The following is a 16,436-nucleotide window of genomic DNA, read 5'->3' on the forward strand; positions in this document are numbered from 1 at the left end:
AAGCGTATGATCATTAGATAGAGCATACGCGACGTATGTCAATTGGCATACGGAACGTATGTGAATAGGACCAGACGGAAATGCACAGACCCCGCAAGGAAATGATCGCCGAGACGCGCGCCAAGCTGATCGCCGCGGCCCGCCAGGCCTTTGGCACGATCGGATATGCCGAAGCGTCGATGGATGATTTCACGGCATCGGCCGGGCTGACGCGCGGCGCCCTCTACCACCATTTCGGCGACAAAAAGGGACTGCTGGAGGCGGTTATCGCCGAAATCGACGGCGAGATGGCTGCTCGGGTCAATGAGGTCGCGTCGAGAGCGCCGACCCGCTGGCAGCATTTCGTCGACGAGTGCACGACCTATATCGAAATGGCGCTGGAGCCGGAAATCCAGCGCATTATGTTCCGCGACGGTCCGGCCGTACTGGGCGATCCCGCGCAATGGTCGAATGCCAATGCCTGCGTCGGTTCAATGACCGATCATCTGACCGCGCTGCAGGGGGAAGGGGTGGTCGTCCCGGGCGTCGACCCCGAGACCGCCGCGCGGCTGATCAACGGGGCGAGCAGCCAGGCGGCGCAGCGGATCGCTAATTCGAACGACCCCGAAGCGACGTCGAAGATCGTGGTTGCGGCGTTCAAGCAATTGCTCGAGGGACTGCTCAGAAAACCAGCGTCGAAACAGAGCTAAATCCCCGTTGCGCACCGCTGTCCACCGCTCATGATTGACAATCCTCGGGGTGAGCGCATCCTTCCCAGCCATCTCTGAGGGGAGATTCGGGCATGTGGGATTTCGATATCGGCAGGTCGGTGTCCATCATGATGCGGACCTGGCCTTTCATTGTCTTTCGCATGATCGTCTATTTCGGCATCACGCTTGCCTATATCGTGGCGACCGGCACCGGTGCATCGGTCGGCTATGGCGTCGGCCATATCTCCACGGATCCCGACGGGCCGATGTCCTTTGCCCTGTGGGGCGGCGTGGTCGGCTTCGGCGTGGTTTCGATCGCCGTCTATTGGATCCGCGAATATATCCTCTACGTCGTCAAGGCCGGCCATATCGCCGTGATGGTCCATCTGATCGACGGCCGGGATGTCCCCGACGGCCAGAACCAGATCGCCTATGCCAGGCAGGTCGTGACCGAGCGTTTCGCCGAGGCCAACATCCTTTTCGTCGTCGACCAGCTGGTCAAGGGCGCCATCCGCGCCATCACCGGCCTGCTCGGCGGCATCGCTGCTTTCCTGCCCATTCCGGGCCTGAGCGGTCTGGTCTCCTTCATCAACACGGTGATCCGCCTGTCGCTCACCTATGTCGACGAGATCATCCTCGGCTACAACATCCGCATCAACTCGTCCTCACCCTTCGAGACGGCGCGGCAAGGCGTCGTGCTCTACGCCCAGAACGGCAAGACCATGGTCAAGAACGCCGTCTGGCTGGCGGTCATCATGTGGGGCGTGTCTTTCGTCATCTTCCTGCTGATGCTGGCTCCGGCCAGCGCCGTTCTCTTCATCATGCCCGGACAACTCGCCGGCTGGGCCTTCGTGCTTGCCATCGTCTTTGCCTGGGCCTTCAAGGCGGCCTTCATCGAGCCCTTCGCCATCGCTTGCCTGATGCAGGTCTATTTCAAGACCATCGCCGGCCAGGTGCCCGATCCGGCCTGGGATATCAGGCTGGCCGAGGCGTCGTCGAAGTTCAGGGAGCTGAAGGACAAGGCGCTGGCCTCCTTTGGTGGCTCGCGCTGGGGCACGGCCGGCGCGACGAACTGATCGGCTGGGCAGGTCGTCGCCGGCGCGACATCGGAGGCGTTGAGGCGGGCCACGGTCGATTTCAGTGGCGCCTCGCCTTGCCCGCAAAAAGTCTCGCTCATGATCAGGTCGGGCAGCGGCAGCCGCCGGCCCCAGCCATGCGTTTCCAGGTCTGGTTTGGATGCGAACTCGGAAACCCGGCCGACGCAGAGATAGGCGACGGGCGTCACATGCTCGGGAATGGCCAGCAGGCTCTTCAACGCTTGCGGCTCGATGATGCTGACCCAGCCGACGCCGACGCCTTCGGCACGCGCGGCCAGCCAGAAATTCTGCACCGCGCAGACCGTGCTGTAGAGATCCATTTCCGGATTGTGCCAGCGGCCCAGTGGCGAGCCTTGCGAGCGCCGACGGTCACAGGTGATGCAGATGTTGAGGGCGCTTTCGCAGATACCTTCGAGCTTCAGCTTGCGGTAGAGCGCCTGTCGTTCCCCCTCGATTTCAGGCAGTTCCTGTTCGCGCGCGGCCAGGAACAGGTCGCGCACCTCTGCCCGTCGCGCGGCGTCGCGGATGACGATGAAATTCCATGGCTGCATAAAGCCGACCGATGGCGCGTGATGGGCGGCAAGCAGAAGCCGCGCCAACACCTCGTCGTCGAGCGCGTCGGGCAGGAAATGGCTGCGCACGTCGCGCCGCGTGAACATGGCGCGATAGACCGCGTCGCGCGCCGTCTGGTCAAATCCGTCGCCCACAGGAGCGGTCATGTGTTCCGGCATCGCTCGTCCCCTTGCGATTGCAATAGCTCCACACCGTCAGAGCGCACTTTGTGCATCCAACTGGACGCACGTTGCTCCGATGCCAGCCGCCTGACCATGCGGATGACGATGGCTGCCAGGCCGGTCTTCTGGCTCGGGATCAACCCGCGTCCGGTGCCTTCCCGTCATCGACAGTGGCATTTACCGGCGCGGTCCCCCTCACAGCGTTGGGCACGCCACGGAATTCAACCGTGTTCCCGATTCTCCCGCTTGCGGCGAGCACCAGGCAGTGGCGCGACCTTACGCCGAAGCCTCGGCCGCGCCAATCCCCGCAGCGGCGCCAATGGACGCAGGCGCGATTTTCCCCAGTGATCGAGCCGCAATGCATGGCCATCGCGGCGCCGGGGCACTAGATAGGGAGCATGACAACCCGTCTCTACACGCACCCGATCTTCCTCGAACACATCACGCCGCCCGGCCACCCCGAGCGGCCGGACCGCTTGCGCGCCATCGAGCGCGTGCTCGACGACGAGGCTTTTGCCGCGCTCGATCGTGCCAAGGCGCCGGAGGGCGACGAGGCCACCATCCTCTACGCGCACCCCGCCGATTTCGTCGCCCGTGTGCGTGCCGCCATTCCCGAGGAGGGTATTGCCCGCATCGATGCCGACACCACCGCCAGCCCGAAGAGCTGGCAGGCGGTGATCGCCGCGATCGGCGCCGCCAACGCCGCCGTCGACGACGTCTTTGCAGGCCGCGCCGACAATGTCTTCGTCGCCGCAAGGCCGCCCGGCCACCATGCCGAAAAGACCACCGCGATGGGCTTCTGCTTCTTCAACACGGCGGCGATCGCCGCGCGCTATGCGCAGAAGAAGCATGGCGCCGAGCGCGTCGCCGTCGTCGACTGGGATGTGCATCACGGCAACGGCACGCAGGACATTTTCTGGGACGATCCCTCGGTTCTCTATTGCTCGACGCACCAGATGCCGCTTTATCCCGGCACTGGCGCGAAGACCGAGACCGGCGCCGGCAACATCGTCAACGCGCCCTTGGCGCCGCAGACCGGCAGCGAGGTGTTTCGCGATGCCTTCCTGTCGCGGGTGCTGCCGTCGCTCGACAATTTCGCGCCTGACCTGATCATCATCTCGGCCGGTTTCGACGCGCATCACCGCGATCCGCTGGCCGAGATCAACCTGACCGAGGACGATTTCGACTGGGCGACCGGCCAGCTGATGCAGCGCGCCGCGCGCCACAGCGGCAACCGGCTCGTCAGCCTGCTTGAGGGCGGTTACGATCTGCAGGGACTGGCATTTTCGGTCGCCGCCCATGTCGGGCGACTGATGAAAGGATGAATGATGGCTGGTGAAACCAACGAAGACGTCAAGGCGATGAGCTTCGAGCAGGCACTCGACGCGCTGGAGAAGATCGTCGATGATCTGGAGCGTGGCGACGTGCCGCTCGACCAGTCGATCAAGATCTACGAGCGCGGCGAGGCGCTGAAGGCGCATTGCGACCGGCTGCTGAAGGCCGCCGAGGACAAGGTCGAGAAGATCAGGCTGTCGCGCGACGGCAAGCCGGTCGGAACAGAACCGCTCGACGCGGACTGAGGCACGGAGCAGCCTTTCCGGTTTTTGGACACGATCATGGTTGAGAATTAAGCTCGTCCCGATTGAAACGGCTCCAGGACAAAAGGAGATACGGAAGCGATGTGCAGAAACATCAAGACCCTGTTCAATTTTGACCCGCCCGCAACCAATGACGAAGTGCGCGACGCAGCCCTTCAGTTCGTCCGCAAGCTGAGCGGAACGACACGACCGTCGAAACAGAACCAGCATGCGTTCGATCATGCGGTCGAAGCCATCGCGGCATCGGCGCGTGAACTCCTCGATTCGCTTGAAACCAACCAGCATCCGCGCAATCGCGAAGAGGTGGCGGCCAAACTGCGGGCAAAGGCGGCGATCCGCTTTGCCTGATGCCGCCAAGGGGCCCTCGACCGCTGACAAGGAGAGTCCATGAGCTTCTTTCCCGGGAAAGACCCTGAAGCCGGCGACGCCTTTGCCAGCGACCAGATCGAGTTGATGGTCATCCCGAACGCCAAGGACATTGGCGGCTTCGAGGTGCGTCGCGCGCTGCCGACCGCCAGGCGGCGGCTGGTCGGGCCGTTCATTTTCTTCGATCGCATGGGTCCGGCGATCCTGCGGGCAGGCCAGGCTCTCGATGTCCGTCCTCACCCGCATATCGGCCTGTCGACGGTGACGTATCTGTTCGACGGCAGGATCAGGCATCGGGATTCGCTGGGCACCGAAATGGTGATCCAGCCCGGCGACGTGAATTTGATGACCGCCGGCCGCGGCATCGTGCATTCCGAGCGCACGCCGGAGGAATTGCGCGGCGCGCCGATGTCGATCTCAGGCCTGCAGACATGGCTCGCCTTGCCCGATGGCAAGGAGGAAGTGGCGCCGGTGTTTGAGAACACCGCTGCCTTGCGGCTGCCCGAGATCGATGCCGAAGGCGTCCGCGGCCGCATCGTCATCGGCGATTTCCAGGGGCAGCGCTCCCCGGTAAGGGCCGATTCCGAGACACTTTACGCCGACCTTAGGCTGGCTCCGGGCGCCAGCATAAAGATTCCGGCCGACGCGGAAGAGCGCGCCATCTACACGCTGGAAGGCGAGGTCGCGATTTCGGGCGACGTCTTTCCGGCAGAGCGGCTCCTGGTGTTCCGGCCCGGTGACGAGATCATCATATCGTCGCAAACCGGTGCGCATTTCATGCTTTTCGGCGGCGCCTCGCTCGGCTCGCAGCGCTACATCTGGTGGAATTTCGTCTCCTCGTCGAAGGAGCGCATCGAACAGGCCAAGCAGGAATGGAAGACGGGACGCTTCGATATCGTTCCTGGAGATGAGAAAGAGTTCATCCCGCTGCCGGAAAGCTGAGGAAATCGGCGAGGGGACCTGATAGATCCGCGTCACCGACACGCATTTACTTTCGCCGGCCGGCGGCTTATCCCGCCGTTGAACAGAAAGCCTGAGCTCCCGTGAACGCAACGCCGCATACGCCGCTTCTCGACAAGGTCCGCATCCCGGCGGATCTGCGCGCGCTTGACGAGAGCGAGCTGCCGCAACTGGCATCCGAGCTTCGCCTCGAACTGGTCGACGCCGTGTCGCGCACCGGCGGCCATCTCGGCGCCGGCCTCGGCGTGGTCGAACTGACGGTGGCGCTGCATTATGTCTTCAACACCCCGGACGATCGCCTGATCTGGGATGTCGGCCACCAGGCCTATCCGCACAAGATCCTGACCGGCCGCCGCGACCGCATCCGCACGCTGCGCCAGGAAGGCGGCCTGTCCGGCTTCACCCGCCGCGCAGAGAGCGAATACGATCCCTTCGGCGCCGCGCATTCCTCGACATCGATATCGGCCGGCCTCGGCATGGCAGCCGCCCGCGACCTCTCCGGCGGCCGCAACAACGTCATCGCCGTCATCGGCGACGGCGCCATGTCGGCCGGCATGGCCTATGAGGCGATGAACAATGCCGGCGCGCTCGATGCCCGGCTCATCGTCATCCTCAACGACAATGACATGTCGATCGCGCCGCCCACCGGCGCCATGAGCGCCTATCTGGCGCGTCTCGCCTCAGGCAAGGCTTATGCCGGCCTTCGCGACTTCGGCAAGAAGCTGACATCCTATCTCGGCAAGCGCGCCGATCGTGCGATCACGAGGGCTGTCGAGCATGCGCGCGGATACGTCACCGGCGGCACGCTGTTCGAGGAGCTCGGCTTCTACCATATCGGCCCGATCGACGGCCACAATCTCGAACATCTGATCCCGGTGCTCAAAAACGTCCGCGACAATGGCGAAGGCCCGGTGCTGATCCATGTCGTCACCCAGAAGGGCAAGGGCTACGCGCCGGCGGAGGCCGCCGCCGACAAGTACCACGGCGTCAACAAGTTCGACGTCATCACCGGCACGCAGGCCAAGGCACCGGCCAACGCACCGGCCTACACCAAGGTGTTCGCCGAAAGCCTGATTGGGGAAGCCCGCGAGGACGACCGCATCGTCGCCGTCACCGCCGCCATGCCGAGCGGCACGGGGCTTGATCTGTTCGGCGAAGTGTTCCCGTCACGGACCTTCGACGTCGGCATTGCCGAACAGCATGCAGTGACCTTCGCCGCCGGTCTCGCGACCGAGGGCTACAAGCCGTTCGCGGCGATCTATTCGACCTTCCTGCAGCGCGCCTACGACCAGGTCGTCCATGACGTCGCCATCCAGAAGCTGCCGGTGCGTTTCCCGATCGACCGCGCCGGCTTCGTTGGCGCCGATGGCGCCACCCATTGCGGCGCGTTCGACACCACCTTCCTGGCAAGCCTGCCGGGCTTTGTCGTGATGGCGGCCGCCGACGAGGCGGAGCTGCGCCACATGGTGCGCACCGCCGCGAGTTACGATGATGGCCCGATCGCCTTCCGCTATCCGCGCGGCAACGGCGTCGGCGTCGACATGCCGGAGCGCGGCTCGGTGCTCGAACTCGGCAAGGGCCGCATCGTCAGGGAAGGCACAAAGGTGGCGCTGCTGTCGTTCGGGACGCGCCTCCAGGATTGCCTGATCGCTGCCGAGGAACTCGGTGCGGCCGGGCTTTCAACCACAGTTGCCGATGCCCGCTTCGCCAAGCCGCTCGACGAGGATCTGATCCGCCGGCTCGCCCGCTCGCACGAGGTTCTGGTCACGGTGGAGGAGGGCGCCATCGGCGGCTTTGCCAGCCATGTGCTGCAGTTCCTTGCCCATGAAGGACTGCTGGAAGGCGGCCTGAAGGTGCGCCCGCTGGTGCTGCCCGACATTTTCACCGACCACGCCAAGCCGGAGAAGATGTATGCCGATGCCGGTCTCGATGCGGCCGGCATCGTGCGCACGGTATTTGTCGCCCTCGGCCATACTGCCCGCGCCCAGCGCGCCTGAATCAAAGTCTCAGCGGCTTCAATCAGTTTGCCGGCTTGACGTCTTAACGCATTGTTAACGCTGCCGTTTGGCATTCTGCTTACCGTGTCCCTTGGCCGTTTTTCAACGGCGCCCTGCTAGATCGGTGATCAGGCAGGGAGACAAACAACAATGAGAACGCTTCTGTGCGGCGTGGCGCTTTCAGCGGTCATCGTCGCGCCGGCCGTCGCCGAAACGCGCTATGATCGCAGCCTTGAAAAGGCGGCGATGGGCATCATCGCCGGCAAGATGGGCGATATCCGCGGCGGCTTTTCCTACAAGCAGGTGCCGCAACTGGTCGTCCTGCCGGATCCTGTTCCGCCGCCCGCCACCGCCACGGAGCATCCTGCCGTGCAAGCCTCAGGGGATCGCGACGAGGGTTTGTCCCCGGCCATCGAGCGCCAGGTTCCGCGCACCATCTTCTAGAACCACATATCGCGCACGCAACGGCCGTCGCGGGGCAGGTCGTCATATGTGTCGAGGCCATCGAAATGGTCGATCGGCAGATCGGCGACCGCCTCGGGTGGCGCCAGCCTTACATTGACGGCGATGCGCGTTTGGCCAGACGCCTCTGCGCGCAAACCACGCCAGGCGAGCACGCAGGCGCAGGTCGGGCAGAACAGGATTTCGAGCGACGGCGTGTCCTTTCCGGCGCGCGTGTAGCTGCCCATCGGTCCCGAAACGCGAATGCGCTCGTCGACGTAATCATAAGCCCAGAGCACGCCATAGCGCCGGCAAAGCGTGCAGTTGCAAGCTGTCACCGGCCCCGGATCGCCTTCCAGCGTCCAGTGGGTTGCGCCACAATGGCAGGTTCCCGTCAGCATTCGTCCTCCCCGGTTCCGACAATAGAGGGCTGGTCTCCTCGATTGTCATTTTGGCGGACCTCACACGATGCACGCAAGCGGCAGCGGGGTTGGATGGGTTCGCCGCATCTTTCCTTGTCCCGCCCCAATGTCCTTGCCTTCGCTGCCGGCTTTCGCCATGAAGGCCGATGAACTCGCCTCCGCCAGCCAGCATCCGCCAGCGGCTCGACGACCTGCTCGTCCAGCGCGGGCTGTTTGCCAGCCGCTCGCGTGCCCGCGACGCGGTCGAGCGTGGCACGGTGATGGTTGACGGCGTCCTTGCCCGCAAACCCGGCCAGAACGTTTCGCCGCAATGCCTTGTTGCCATCGATGATCCGGCGCAAGGCTATGTCTCGCGCGCGGCGCTGAAGCTCCTCGGCGGGCTCGATCACTTCAGCCTCGATCCGGCCGGCCGCGAGGCCCTCGACATCGGCGCCTCGACCGGCGGCTTCACCCAGGTGCTGCTGGAGCGTGGTGCCTCCCACGTCACCGCCATCGACGTCGGGCACGGCCAGATGCATCCCGATGTCGGCAAGGACCCGCGCGTGACGGTCATCGAGGGACTGAATGCCCGTGACCTCACCGCCGCGGATCTTGCCGGCCGCATTCCGGATTTCATCGTCTCCGACGTCAGCTTCATCTCGCTGAGATTGGCGCTGCCGCCGGCGCTCGCCGTCGCGAAGCCTAGTGCTGCCGCGCTCTTTCTGGTCAAGCCGCAATTCGAGGCGGGTCGCGAGGCGATCGGCAAGGGCGGCCTGTTGAAAGACCCCTTCGATGCCGCCCGTGTCGCCGGCCTGTTGCAGGATTGGCTGGACGCCGTTCCGGGCTGGCGTTCGCTCGGCCTGCATCTGTCGCCGATCGAAGGCGGCGACGGCAATCGCGAATTCCTGCTTGGTGGGATCAAGGATCGATGAGCGCGCGCTTCACCATAAAAAAGCTTGGCGCCCAGGGTGACGGCATTGCCGAAACCGAAAGCGGCGACCTGTTCATCCCCTTCACGCTGCCCGGCGAGACCGTCACCGCCGCGCGCGAACGGGATCGTGCCGCGCTGATGGCGGTGCTGGAGGCCTCGCCGCTGCGCATCGAACCCGCCTGCCGCCATTTCACCGAATGCGGCGGCTGCGCCCTCCAGCATTTCGAGGCCGAAGCCTATCGCCAGTGGAAACGCGACAAGGTGGTGCACGCCCTGAAGGGCATCGATTGCGGCATCGACGAACTGGTCGCCTGCGCGCCGCACACGCGCCGCCGTGTCGTGCTCGCCGCCCGGCGCGCCGAGACGGGCATGCTGCTCGGCTTCAACCGTCACCTCTCGCCGGAAATCATCGCCATATCGGAATGCCCGATCTCGCTGCCCGAGATCGTCGCAGCACTCGACCGGTTGAGGGCGCTCGCCGACTTGATATGCGCGACCACCAAATCGTTCCGGATGGCGGTCACCGTGACGGGTTCGGGCCTCGACGTCGCTGTGCATGAGTCCGGCAAGCTTGGCGAGCACCAGCGCCGCATCGCTTCCAACTTTGTCCTGGCGCAAGGCTTTGCCAGGCTGTCCATCGATGACGAGATCATCATCGAACCGAGGAAGCCCGTGGTCATGTTCGGCAGCGTCGCTGTCGCCGTGCCGCCCGGCGCCTTCCTGCAGGCGACCGAGGCCGCCGAGCAGGCCATGGCCGAGATCGTCGGCTCACATCTGAAGCGCGCCAAGAAGGTCGCCGATCTTTTCGCCGGTTGCGGCAGCTTTGCCTTGCGGTTGGCCGCGAAGTCGGAAGTCCATGCGGTGGAGGGCGATGCGGCGGCTCTCTCGGCGCTCGACCGGGGGGCACGATTCGCGACCGGCCTGAAGCGGGTGACGGCCGAGCGCCGCGACCTGTTCCGCCGGCCGCTGACGTTCAAGGAGTTGAACGCCTTCGACGGCCTTGTCTTCGATCCGCCGCGTGCCGGCGCCGAGGACCAGTCGAAGCAGATCGCCCGCTCGGATGTTCCCTACGTTGCCGCGGTGTCCTGCAATCCCGTGACGCTGGCTCGCGACCTGCGCATCCTCATCGACGGCGGCTACACCCTGAAAAGCGTGACGCCGATCGACCAGTTCCTGTGGTCGTCCCATGTCGAGGCTGTCGCCCTGCTGGAAAAGCCCAGGAAAAGGCGCGGCTGACGTCGGCCCGTGATCACGTTTCGTTGAGACCAGCCACTTCAGCCGCTCCCGGCCCAAAGCGGACGGATTGACGCCGCAAAGCCGCCTTCTTGTACCAGCCTAGTCTGGCTGGGGCGGAAGCATAGGCACTCTCACCTGACGGATGATCGTAATGCGGACGGTCTCGAAACTTCTCGCTTTCTTCCTTGCCCTCTCCATTTTCGCGTTCGGGTCGACGGCAGCGGCGCTGGCGCAAAGCCAAAAGCGCCTTGCCTTCGTCATCGGCAACGCCGCCTATCCGGCGGGCGCGCTGACGACGCCGGCCAACGATGCCGGCCTGATTGCCCAGACTTTGCAAGCGGCGGGGTTCGACGTGGTCGGCGCGCGCGACGTCGACCAGGAATCGCTGCGCGGCGCCTATCGCGATTTCCTCGCCAAGGTGACGGCAGCCGGTCCCGACGCGGTGGTGTTTGTCTATCTGGCCGGCCAGGGCCTGCAGTTCGAGGGCGAGAACTACTTCGCGCCCGTCGATGCCCAGATCGCCAATGCCGCTGATGTGCCGATGGCCGCGGTGCGGATCTCCGACCTCACCAAGCCGCTTGCAGCGCTGCCGACCAAAGTCAACATCGTCGTGCTCGACGCGGCGCGGCCAAACTCCTTCGCCAAGTCGAACCAGCCGCTGGCCGGCGGCCTTGCACTGGTCGATCCCGAGCCGAACATGCTGATCGCCTTCAACGCCGCCCCGGGCACGATCGCGCCGGAAGGCGAAGGGCCTTACGGCGCCTATGCGCAGGCGCTTGCCGAGATGATCAGGGATGGCGGCCTGCAGCTTGGTGATGTCTTCGACCGCACGCGGCTGCGCGTCAACGAGGTGACGCAGGGTGCGGAATTGCCCTGGAACGCCTCCAAGATCACGGAGCCTTTCGTCTTCTTCGACCGCGGGCCGGATGCCCCGCCGCAGCAGATGTCGTCAGCCGAGGTGGGCGCCATGCGGACCAAGGAAATCCGCGACTTCGATGCGCATGATGCCTATATCGCGGCTCTCGATCGCGACACGATGCGTGGCTACGAGGATTTTCTGATCGCCTATCCCCACGATCCGATGGCCAGGCGGGTGCGCGCGATCCTGGCGGCGCGGCGCGAGGCGATCACCTGGCGCCAGACCTGGCTGAGGGACACGCCCGAAGCCTATTGGTCCTATCTCGATCGCTATCCGCATGGTCCGCACGCCTGGGACGCAAGGCGCAGGCTTGAGCATTTCGATGCCGCGCTCGAACCGCCGCAGGGTTTTGCCGTCTACGCCTACGACGTGCCGCCGCCACCGCCCGATGAGATCGTCTATGTCGACCGGCCCGTGCTCTATTTCGACGACCCGGAATTCGATTTCGCGCCACCGCCACCCGTGGCGGTCATCTTCCTGCCGCCGCGGCCGCGAGACTTCATTGAACTGGCACCACCGCCGGCGCCGGTCGGAATCTTCCTTCTGCCGACGCCTGTTTTCGTGCCGGTGCCCGCATGGGTGAACCCGCCGCGTGACATCTCCCCGCCGCCGAACGACGTCATCTTCAACAACATCCACAACACCACCATCATCAACAACACGACGATCAACGAGAACAACAACCAGGGTGGTGGCCTCACCACCGGCCAGAAACTGACTGCTGGCGCCGTGGGCCTGGGTGCGGCGGCGCTGGCAACGAAGGTGGCGTTGCCGGCTTTCCTGCAGAAAAAGGAAACCGTGCTGTCCAAGCAGAACCCGGGCGGCCTCCCGCTGAAGCCGCGGCAGGGTGGCCAGCAGCCGGGCGGTGTCACGCCGCTGTCGAAGACATTGTCCGCCAACAAGCTGACGGGTCATGCCTTGCCCGGCGCCGACGGCAAGACGCTGCCGCTCGTCAATGGCAAGCCGGTGCTGAATGGACAGAACCTGCCCAACAACCCGAATCTGCCTAAGCAGAACCCGGGCGGCATCCCGCTGAAGCCGGGGCAGGGCGGCCAGCAGCCGGGCGGTGTCACGCCGCTGTCGAAGACATTGCCTGCCAAGAAGCTGACGGGTCATGCCTTGCCCGGCGCCGACGGCAAGATGCTGCCACTCGTCAATGGCAAGCCGGTGCTCAATGGACAGAACCTGCCCAAGAACAAGTCCGGCAAGCTCCTGAACAAGCAGGCCACGGCCGGTGGAAGCGCCGTGACCGGCAACCCGGTGGCGAATGGGCAAAACGGCGCCAACGGCCAGGGCAACGGGCAAGGCCAGAACGGTACCGGCAAGAATGCCAAGTTGCGCAAGATTCCGGGCGCCAACGGCACGTCTGCGGCGAATGGGATGAACAGCCCATCGGCGTTCAATGGCCAGAATTCAGGCCAGAACCCACCCAACGGCAAGTTCAAGAAGCTTCACAATCAAGGCGGCGGCCAGCTGAACGGCCCGGCCAATGGGCAAGGCAATGGTGGGGCCCAGGTCAATGGCAATGGGCCGAAATTCCACAAGTTGCCTGCCAACGGAAACAGTGGTGGCAGTGTCCAGCAGAAATTCAAGGTCAACAACGGCAACACGCAGCTGAAGGTGCAGGCTCAGCCTAAGCCGCAGAGACCGGAGTTCCACGCCCAGCCTAAGCAGCAAATGCAGCAGCAGCGGCCGGCACAGCCAAGGCCGCCCCAGCCGCCGGCCGGCAAGCAGCCGTCTTGCGGGCACCCCAATGAGCCCGCTTGCAAGAAATAGCACATGTCGGCCAGAGGTGGTTCGGCTTGGGTCGGGACATGCATGAGACAAAGGCTTGAAACGCGTCGCTGGTCGCGGCGTCTGCCATCACGCCGGAGAAGACCGCGATCTCCAAGCAATGTTCCGCTCGCGCACGCCAAGAAGCTGCACGGCAAGGCGCGCGAGCCCAGACGGTCGCGGAATCCACCATCCCGAGCGCTGAAAACGCGTCGACAGTCTGTGGCGCTTGGACCGCTGCGGTGAAAGGTTGCTCAGTCTACGAGCTTGGCAACGTTCGTGAGGTCTGCGGCGTGCCGCCTCGCCGGTTGATCGACACCCAGATATTCGGGTTCTGCTGCGACTGGCGTTTCACGAAGTAGTAGCCGGTCACGTTCCAGGGCCTGATTTCGTCGATCAGATTGTCGAGGACCAGATCGCCCTTGTCGGTTTTCACCGTCAGGATGGTGTGGCCTTCATTGTCGAGGTCGTGCACCACGGTCATCAGCAGCGCCTGCCGGGGAAATCCCGCCTCCATGAGAAGCTTGCGCTTGTAGAGCGCGTAGATCTTGCAGTCGCCCTTGCCGTCCACCGGATAGTCCCAGTGGTCCATCATCGTGCCCCAGTGATCGAAATTGCTGACCGGTTTGATGGAACTGTTCGCCTTCTGATTTATCCGCTTGAGGATGCGCAGGGTCTGCGCGGTCAGCTTGACGTTCGTGGCCGGCAGTGCGGGCACCTTGCACTCTTTTGGTCGGCGATGGCAGAAATCGACCCACCCGTAGGGGACGCTGGTGGGGCCGCCAACCGCGGCGGAGAGTGAGGCGCCCGAGGATGATTGCGTCTTCCCGAACAATGTCGACTGCTTGGGCACGGTGGATTGCGCTGACGCCGAACCGACATTCAGCGACGTTGCGCCAAACAGCGAAACACAGCCAAGCAGGAAGGAGGAAGTCAGGACGCCGAGGGAACGCAGCACCGGCAACACCACCGCACGAGAGGTCCGATCAAAAGTAATGTGGCGATCGTGCTCGATCAATTAAACATTTAAGAAGGCGTTAACATGTTCGTGTTCGTGTTCGTGTTCGCGGCGCGCAACGCGGCGTGGCGCACTTCGCCACGCATCGCGCTATGCTTCTTGCACGTCCCCGAGCCCCGCTGCCTGCGCGGCCCTGATCAATTTGCGGTCGAAGGTCGCAAATCCCGTGCAATGCGCGGACTTGCGGAGGTGCAGCGCATCTGCGAAATCCACACCGGTCTCGACCAGATCGAGCGCGGAAGAGACAATTGCCTCGTCTTCGATTTCAACCGTGGGAAGACCGCCGAACGCCCGCAAAGCTCCGACGATAGCGGCCTGATCATAGCCGTAAGCGCTTCGCAGCACCCATTCGGCTTCCAGCATGACCGTCACGGCGACAAATACGGGTCGGTCATCGATCACGCGCCGGGCGCGCGGGGATTGCTCGGGATGGTCGTTCGTCAGGTACCGAACGACGACATTGGTATCAATCGCGAGCATGCCGCCGCCGTGCTTCGGCGAGAACGCCCGCATCCATGTCTTCAAGCGTCTTCGGCCTGCCGCTATGGGGCAGCAACCCAAAGACGTCTTGAGGCCGGGTAGCGGCGAAGGCGGGTGCCGACTTCAAGAGAATGCCTTCAGGCGTGTCTTCGACCACCAGCCGAGTGCCGGCGCCCCACTCCTTGCGTTTGCGGATGGCGCTCGGCAGGATCACTTGCCCCTTGGTTGAGACGGTGGTGGTGAGCTTTTCGGAGCCGGCCATTGTCGCTTGCCTCAATGTAAGACAAACGTAAGATAGTCGGAGGTGACGCTGATTTCAAGGCTATAAGGTCCCCATCAAACCCTGGTGCCGCCCACCGTCATCTGGTTCATCCTCAGATGCGGCTGGCCGACGCCGACCGGCACGCCCTGTCCGGCCTTGCCACACATGCCGATGCCATTGTCGAGCTTCATGTCGTTGCCGACCATCGAGACGCGGTGCATGGCGTCAGGCCCATTGCCGATCAGCATCGCGCCCTTGATCGGCTGCGTCACCTTGCCGTTCTCGATCATGTAGGCCTCGGTGCAGCCGAACACGAATTTGCCCGACGTGATGTCGACCTGGCCGCCGCCGAAGGAGACGGCGTAGATGCCGTTCTTGACCGAGGCGATGATCTCGTCCGGCTCCATGTCGCCTGACGTCATGTAGGTGTTGGTCATGCGCGGCATCGGCTGGTGCGCATAACCTTCGCGCCGGCCGTTGCCGGTGGCCTTCATGCCCATCAGCCGGGCGTTTTGCCGGTCCTGCATGTAGCCGACCAGTTTGCCGTCCTCGATCAGCACATTGCGGGCCGAAGGCGTGCCCTCATCATCGACGGTGAGCGAGCCGCGCCGCTCCGGGATGGTGCCGTCGTCGACGACGGTGACGCCCTTGGCAGCGACCTGCTGGCCCAGCAGCCCGGCGAAGGCCGACGTCTTCTTGCGGTTGAAATCGCCTTCCAGCCCGTGCCCGACGGCCTCGTGCAGCATGACGCCCGGCCAGCCGCTGGACAGCACGATGTTGAAGGTGCCGGCCGGGGCGGGGATGGCCTCGAGATTGACCAGCGCCTGCCTCAGCGCTTCCTTGGCGGCATGCTTCCAGCTGTCCTCGATCAGGAAGTCGCCGAATGCCTTGCGTCCGCCCATGCCGTAGGAGCCGCTTTCCTGGCGGTCGCCGTCGCCGACCACGACCGAGACGTTGATACGGACCAGCGGCCTGATATCGCGCACCACCTGGCCGTCGGCGCGCACGATCTCGACATGCTGCCAGGATGCGGCGAGCGAGGCCGTCACCTGGCGCACGCGTGGGTCCTCGGCGCGCAGCCAGGCGTCGATTTCCTGCAGCAGCTTTGCCTTGGCCTCGAAGGAGGGCGAGGGGATCGGGTTCTCGTCGCCGTAGAGATGGCGGTTGGTGCGGGCGGGTGCGGCGGCAAGCGTACCGGAGTAACCACCCTTGACCGTCGAGACGGCAGCGGCCGCGCGCAGCAGCGAGGCTTCGGAGAGGTCGCTCGAATGTGCGTAGCCGCTGGCTTCACCCGCGACCGCACGCAGGCCAAAACCCTGGTCGGTGTTGAAATTGGCGGTCTTCAGCCGGCCATTGTCGAACATCAGCGCCTCGCTCTCGCTGTATTCGAGAAACAGTTCGCCGTCATCGGCGCCGTTGATGGTGTCGGCGACGATCCGCTTGATACGATCGTCGGAAATTTCGAATTGGCCGATCAGGCTGTTCATGGCGCGTCCGTCCGTGGGAAGATTGCTTTCCCCCGATGTAGGCGCGA

General features: G+C 64.3%; 16 protein-coding genes, 1 pseudogene and 1 riboswitch. Of the genes and pseudogenes, 11 read left to right on the forward strand and 6 right to left on the reverse strand.

Features of this window, described 5'->3' with window-relative positions; all coding sequences use genetic code 11:
• Positions 1-80 precede the first annotated feature (80 nt).
• Both FJV83_RS03010 and FJV83_RS03015 read left to right on the forward strand, forming a co-directional pair.
• Positions 81-689 (forward strand): TetR/AcrR family transcriptional regulator, encoded by a 609-nt coding sequence (locus FJV83_RS03010; RefSeq protein WP_095771044.1) that lies wholly within the window; start codon positions 81-83, stop codon positions 687-689.
• 92 nt (positions 690-781) lie between these two features.
• On the forward strand, positions 782-1,765 hold the full coding sequence (locus FJV83_RS03015; protein WP_245318034.1) for a hypothetical protein: 984 nt from the start codon (positions 782-784) through the stop codon (positions 1,763-1,765).
• Positions 1,766-1,938: 173 nt separating this feature from the next.
• Here FJV83_RS03015 and bluB read toward each other — a convergent pair.
• Positions 1,939-2,517 (reverse strand): annotated as a pseudogene (gene bluB / locus FJV83_RS36830) (5,6-dimethylbenzimidazole synthase); the annotation flags it as partial.
• 100 nt (positions 2,518-2,617) lie between these two features.
• Positions 2,618-2,798, reverse strand: a riboswitch (cobalamin riboswitch).
• A 120-nt stretch (positions 2,799-2,918) separates the two neighbouring features.
• Between bluB and FJV83_RS03025 the strand changes: the two are divergent.
• From FJV83_RS03025 to FJV83_RS03050, 6 genes are all read left to right on the forward strand, one after another.
• On the forward strand, positions 2,919-3,845 hold the full coding sequence (locus tag FJV83_RS03025) for a histone deacetylase family protein (RefSeq protein WP_095786619.1): 927 nt from the start codon (positions 2,919-2,921) through the stop codon (positions 3,843-3,845).
• 3 nt (positions 3,846-3,848) lie between these two features.
• Complete coding sequence (locus FJV83_RS03030; RefSeq protein ID WP_027046614.1) at positions 3,849-4,100, forward strand: exodeoxyribonuclease VII small subunit; 252 nt, start codon at positions 3,849-3,851, stop codon at positions 4,098-4,100.
• A 99-nt stretch (positions 4,101-4,199) separates the two neighbouring features.
• Positions 4,200-4,466 (forward strand): DUF2277 domain-containing protein, encoded by a 267-nt coding sequence (locus FJV83_RS03035; RefSeq protein WP_010914875.1) that lies wholly within the window; start codon positions 4,200-4,202, stop codon positions 4,464-4,466.
• Positions 4,467-4,505: 39 nt separating this feature from the next.
• Positions 4,506-5,426: a pirin family protein gene (locus FJV83_RS03040; protein WP_095786618.1), complete on the forward strand. Its 921-nt coding sequence runs from the start codon at positions 4,506-4,508 to the stop codon at positions 5,424-5,426.
• Positions 5,427-5,527: 101 nt separating this feature from the next.
• Positions 5,528-7,441 carry a 1-deoxy-D-xylulose-5-phosphate synthase gene (dxs, locus tag FJV83_RS03045; RefSeq protein WP_142884994.1) on the forward strand — a complete coding sequence of 638 codons (1,914 nt, stop codon included), beginning with the start codon at positions 5,528-5,530 and terminating at the stop codon, positions 7,439-7,441.
• Positions 7,442-7,591: 150 nt separating this feature from the next.
• Positions 7,592-7,885, forward strand: a complete 294-nt coding sequence (locus tag FJV83_RS03050) for a hypothetical protein (protein ID WP_095771040.1) — start codon at positions 7,592-7,594, stop codon at positions 7,883-7,885.
• Here FJV83_RS03050 and FJV83_RS03055 read toward each other — a convergent pair.
• Positions 7,882-8,283, reverse strand: a complete 402-nt coding sequence (locus tag FJV83_RS03055) for a GFA family protein (protein WP_142884995.1) — start codon at positions 8,281-8,283, stop codon at positions 7,882-7,884. The two genes, FJV83_RS03050 and FJV83_RS03055, sit on opposite strands and share 4 nt — an antisense overlap.
• Positions 8,284-8,450: 167 nt before the next feature.
• Here FJV83_RS03055 and FJV83_RS03060 point away from each other — a divergent pair, with 167 nt between their 5' ends.
• The 3 genes from FJV83_RS03060 to FJV83_RS03070 all read left to right on the forward strand — a co-directional run bounded on the left by FJV83_RS03060 (position 8,451) and on the right by FJV83_RS03070 (position 13,145).
• Entirely contained in the window at positions 8,451-9,215 is a 765-nt protein-coding gene (locus FJV83_RS03060) for a TlyA family RNA methyltransferase (protein ID WP_142884996.1), read from the forward strand.
• Complete coding sequence (locus FJV83_RS03065) at positions 9,212-10,450, forward strand: class I SAM-dependent RNA methyltransferase (RefSeq protein ID WP_142884997.1); 1,239 nt, start codon at positions 9,212-9,214, stop codon at positions 10,448-10,450. Before FJV83_RS03060 ends, FJV83_RS03065 begins: the two co-directional genes overlap by 4 nt.
• A 142-nt stretch (positions 10,451-10,592) precedes the next feature.
• The gene (locus FJV83_RS03070) at positions 10,593-13,145 is read left to right on the forward strand and encodes a caspase domain-containing protein (RefSeq protein WP_142884998.1); all 2,553 of its coding nucleotides are present in this window, start codon (positions 10,593-10,595) and stop codon (positions 13,143-13,145) included.
• Between the two features lie 256 nt (positions 13,146-13,401).
• On the opposite strand, the gene FJV83_RS03075 is transcribed toward FJV83_RS03070, so the two are convergent.
• The 4 genes from FJV83_RS03075 to tldD all read right to left on the reverse strand — a co-directional run bounded on the left by FJV83_RS03075 (position 13,402) and on the right by tldD (position 16,389).
• A complete protein-coding gene (locus FJV83_RS03075) occupies positions 13,402-14,160 on the reverse strand; it encodes a transglutaminase-like cysteine peptidase (protein WP_348645154.1) in 759 nt (252 codons plus the stop codon).
• Between the two features lie 90 nt (positions 14,161-14,250).
• Positions 14,251-14,640: a type II toxin-antitoxin system VapC family toxin gene (locus tag FJV83_RS03080; RefSeq protein WP_142884999.1), complete on the reverse strand. Its 390-nt coding sequence runs from the start codon at positions 14,638-14,640 to the stop codon at positions 14,251-14,253.
• Positions 14,627-14,902, reverse strand: a complete 276-nt coding sequence (locus FJV83_RS03085; RefSeq protein ID WP_142885000.1) for an AbrB/MazE/SpoVT family DNA-binding domain-containing protein — start codon at positions 14,900-14,902, stop codon at positions 14,627-14,629. The genes FJV83_RS03080 and FJV83_RS03085 overlap by 14 nt, the downstream gene beginning before the upstream one ends.
• Before the next feature lie 74 nt (positions 14,903-14,976).
• A complete protein-coding gene (gene tldD / locus FJV83_RS03090; RefSeq protein WP_142885001.1) occupies positions 14,977-16,389 on the reverse strand; it encodes a metalloprotease TldD in 1,413 nt (470 codons plus the stop codon).
• Positions 16,390-16,436 lie beyond the last annotated feature (47 nt).

The organism is Mesorhizobium sp. WSM4307 (assembly GCF_007003945.1).
Taxonomy (GTDB): Bacteria; Pseudomonadota; Alphaproteobacteria; order Rhizobiales; family Rhizobiaceae; genus Mesorhizobium.

Coding starts and splice junctions, on each gene's coding strand:
- FJV83_RS03060 (WP_142884996.1), top strand. CDS start 8,451: ATGAACTCGCCTCCGCCAGCCAGCATCCGCCAGCGGCTCGACGACCTG.
- FJV83_RS03025 (WP_095786619.1), top strand. CDS start 2,919: ATGACAACCCGTCTCTACACGCACCCGATCTTCCTCGAACACATCACG.
- FJV83_RS03050 (WP_095771040.1), top strand. CDS start 7,592: ATGAGAACGCTTCTGTGCGGCGTGGCGCTTTCAGCGGTCATCGTCGCG.
- tldD (WP_142885001.1), bottom strand. CDS start 16,389: ATGAACAGCCTGATCGGCCAATTCGAAATTTCCGACGATCGTATCAAG.
- FJV83_RS03055 (WP_142884995.1), bottom strand. CDS start 8,283: ATGCTGACGGGAACCTGCCATTGTGGCGCAACCCACTGGACGCTGGAA.
- FJV83_RS03065 (WP_142884997.1), top strand. CDS start 9,212: ATGAGCGCGCGCTTCACCATAAAAAAGCTTGGCGCCCAGGGTGACGGC.
- FJV83_RS03085 (WP_142885000.1), bottom strand. CDS start 14,902: ATGGCCGGCTCCGAAAAGCTCACCACCACCGTCTCAACCAAGGGGCAA.
- FJV83_RS03080 (WP_142884999.1), bottom strand. CDS start 14,640: ATGCTCGCGATTGATACCAATGTCGTCGTTCGGTACCTGACGAACGAC.
- FJV83_RS03070 (WP_142884998.1), top strand. CDS start 10,593: ATGATCGTAATGCGGACGGTCTCGAAACTTCTCGCTTTCTTCCTTGCC.
- FJV83_RS03040 (WP_095786618.1), top strand. CDS start 4,506: ATGAGCTTCTTTCCCGGGAAAGACCCTGAAGCCGGCGACGCCTTTGCC.
- FJV83_RS03035 (WP_010914875.1), top strand. CDS start 4,200: ATGTGCAGAAACATCAAGACCCTGTTCAATTTTGACCCGCCCGCAACC.
- FJV83_RS03030 (WP_027046614.1), top strand. CDS start 3,849: ATGGCTGGTGAAACCAACGAAGACGTCAAGGCGATGAGCTTCGAGCAG.
- FJV83_RS03010 (WP_095771044.1), top strand. CDS start 81: ATGCACAGACCCCGCAAGGAAATGATCGCCGAGACGCGCGCCAAGCTG.
- FJV83_RS03015 (WP_245318034.1), top strand. CDS start 782: ATGTGGGATTTCGATATCGGCAGGTCGGTGTCCATCATGATGCGGACC.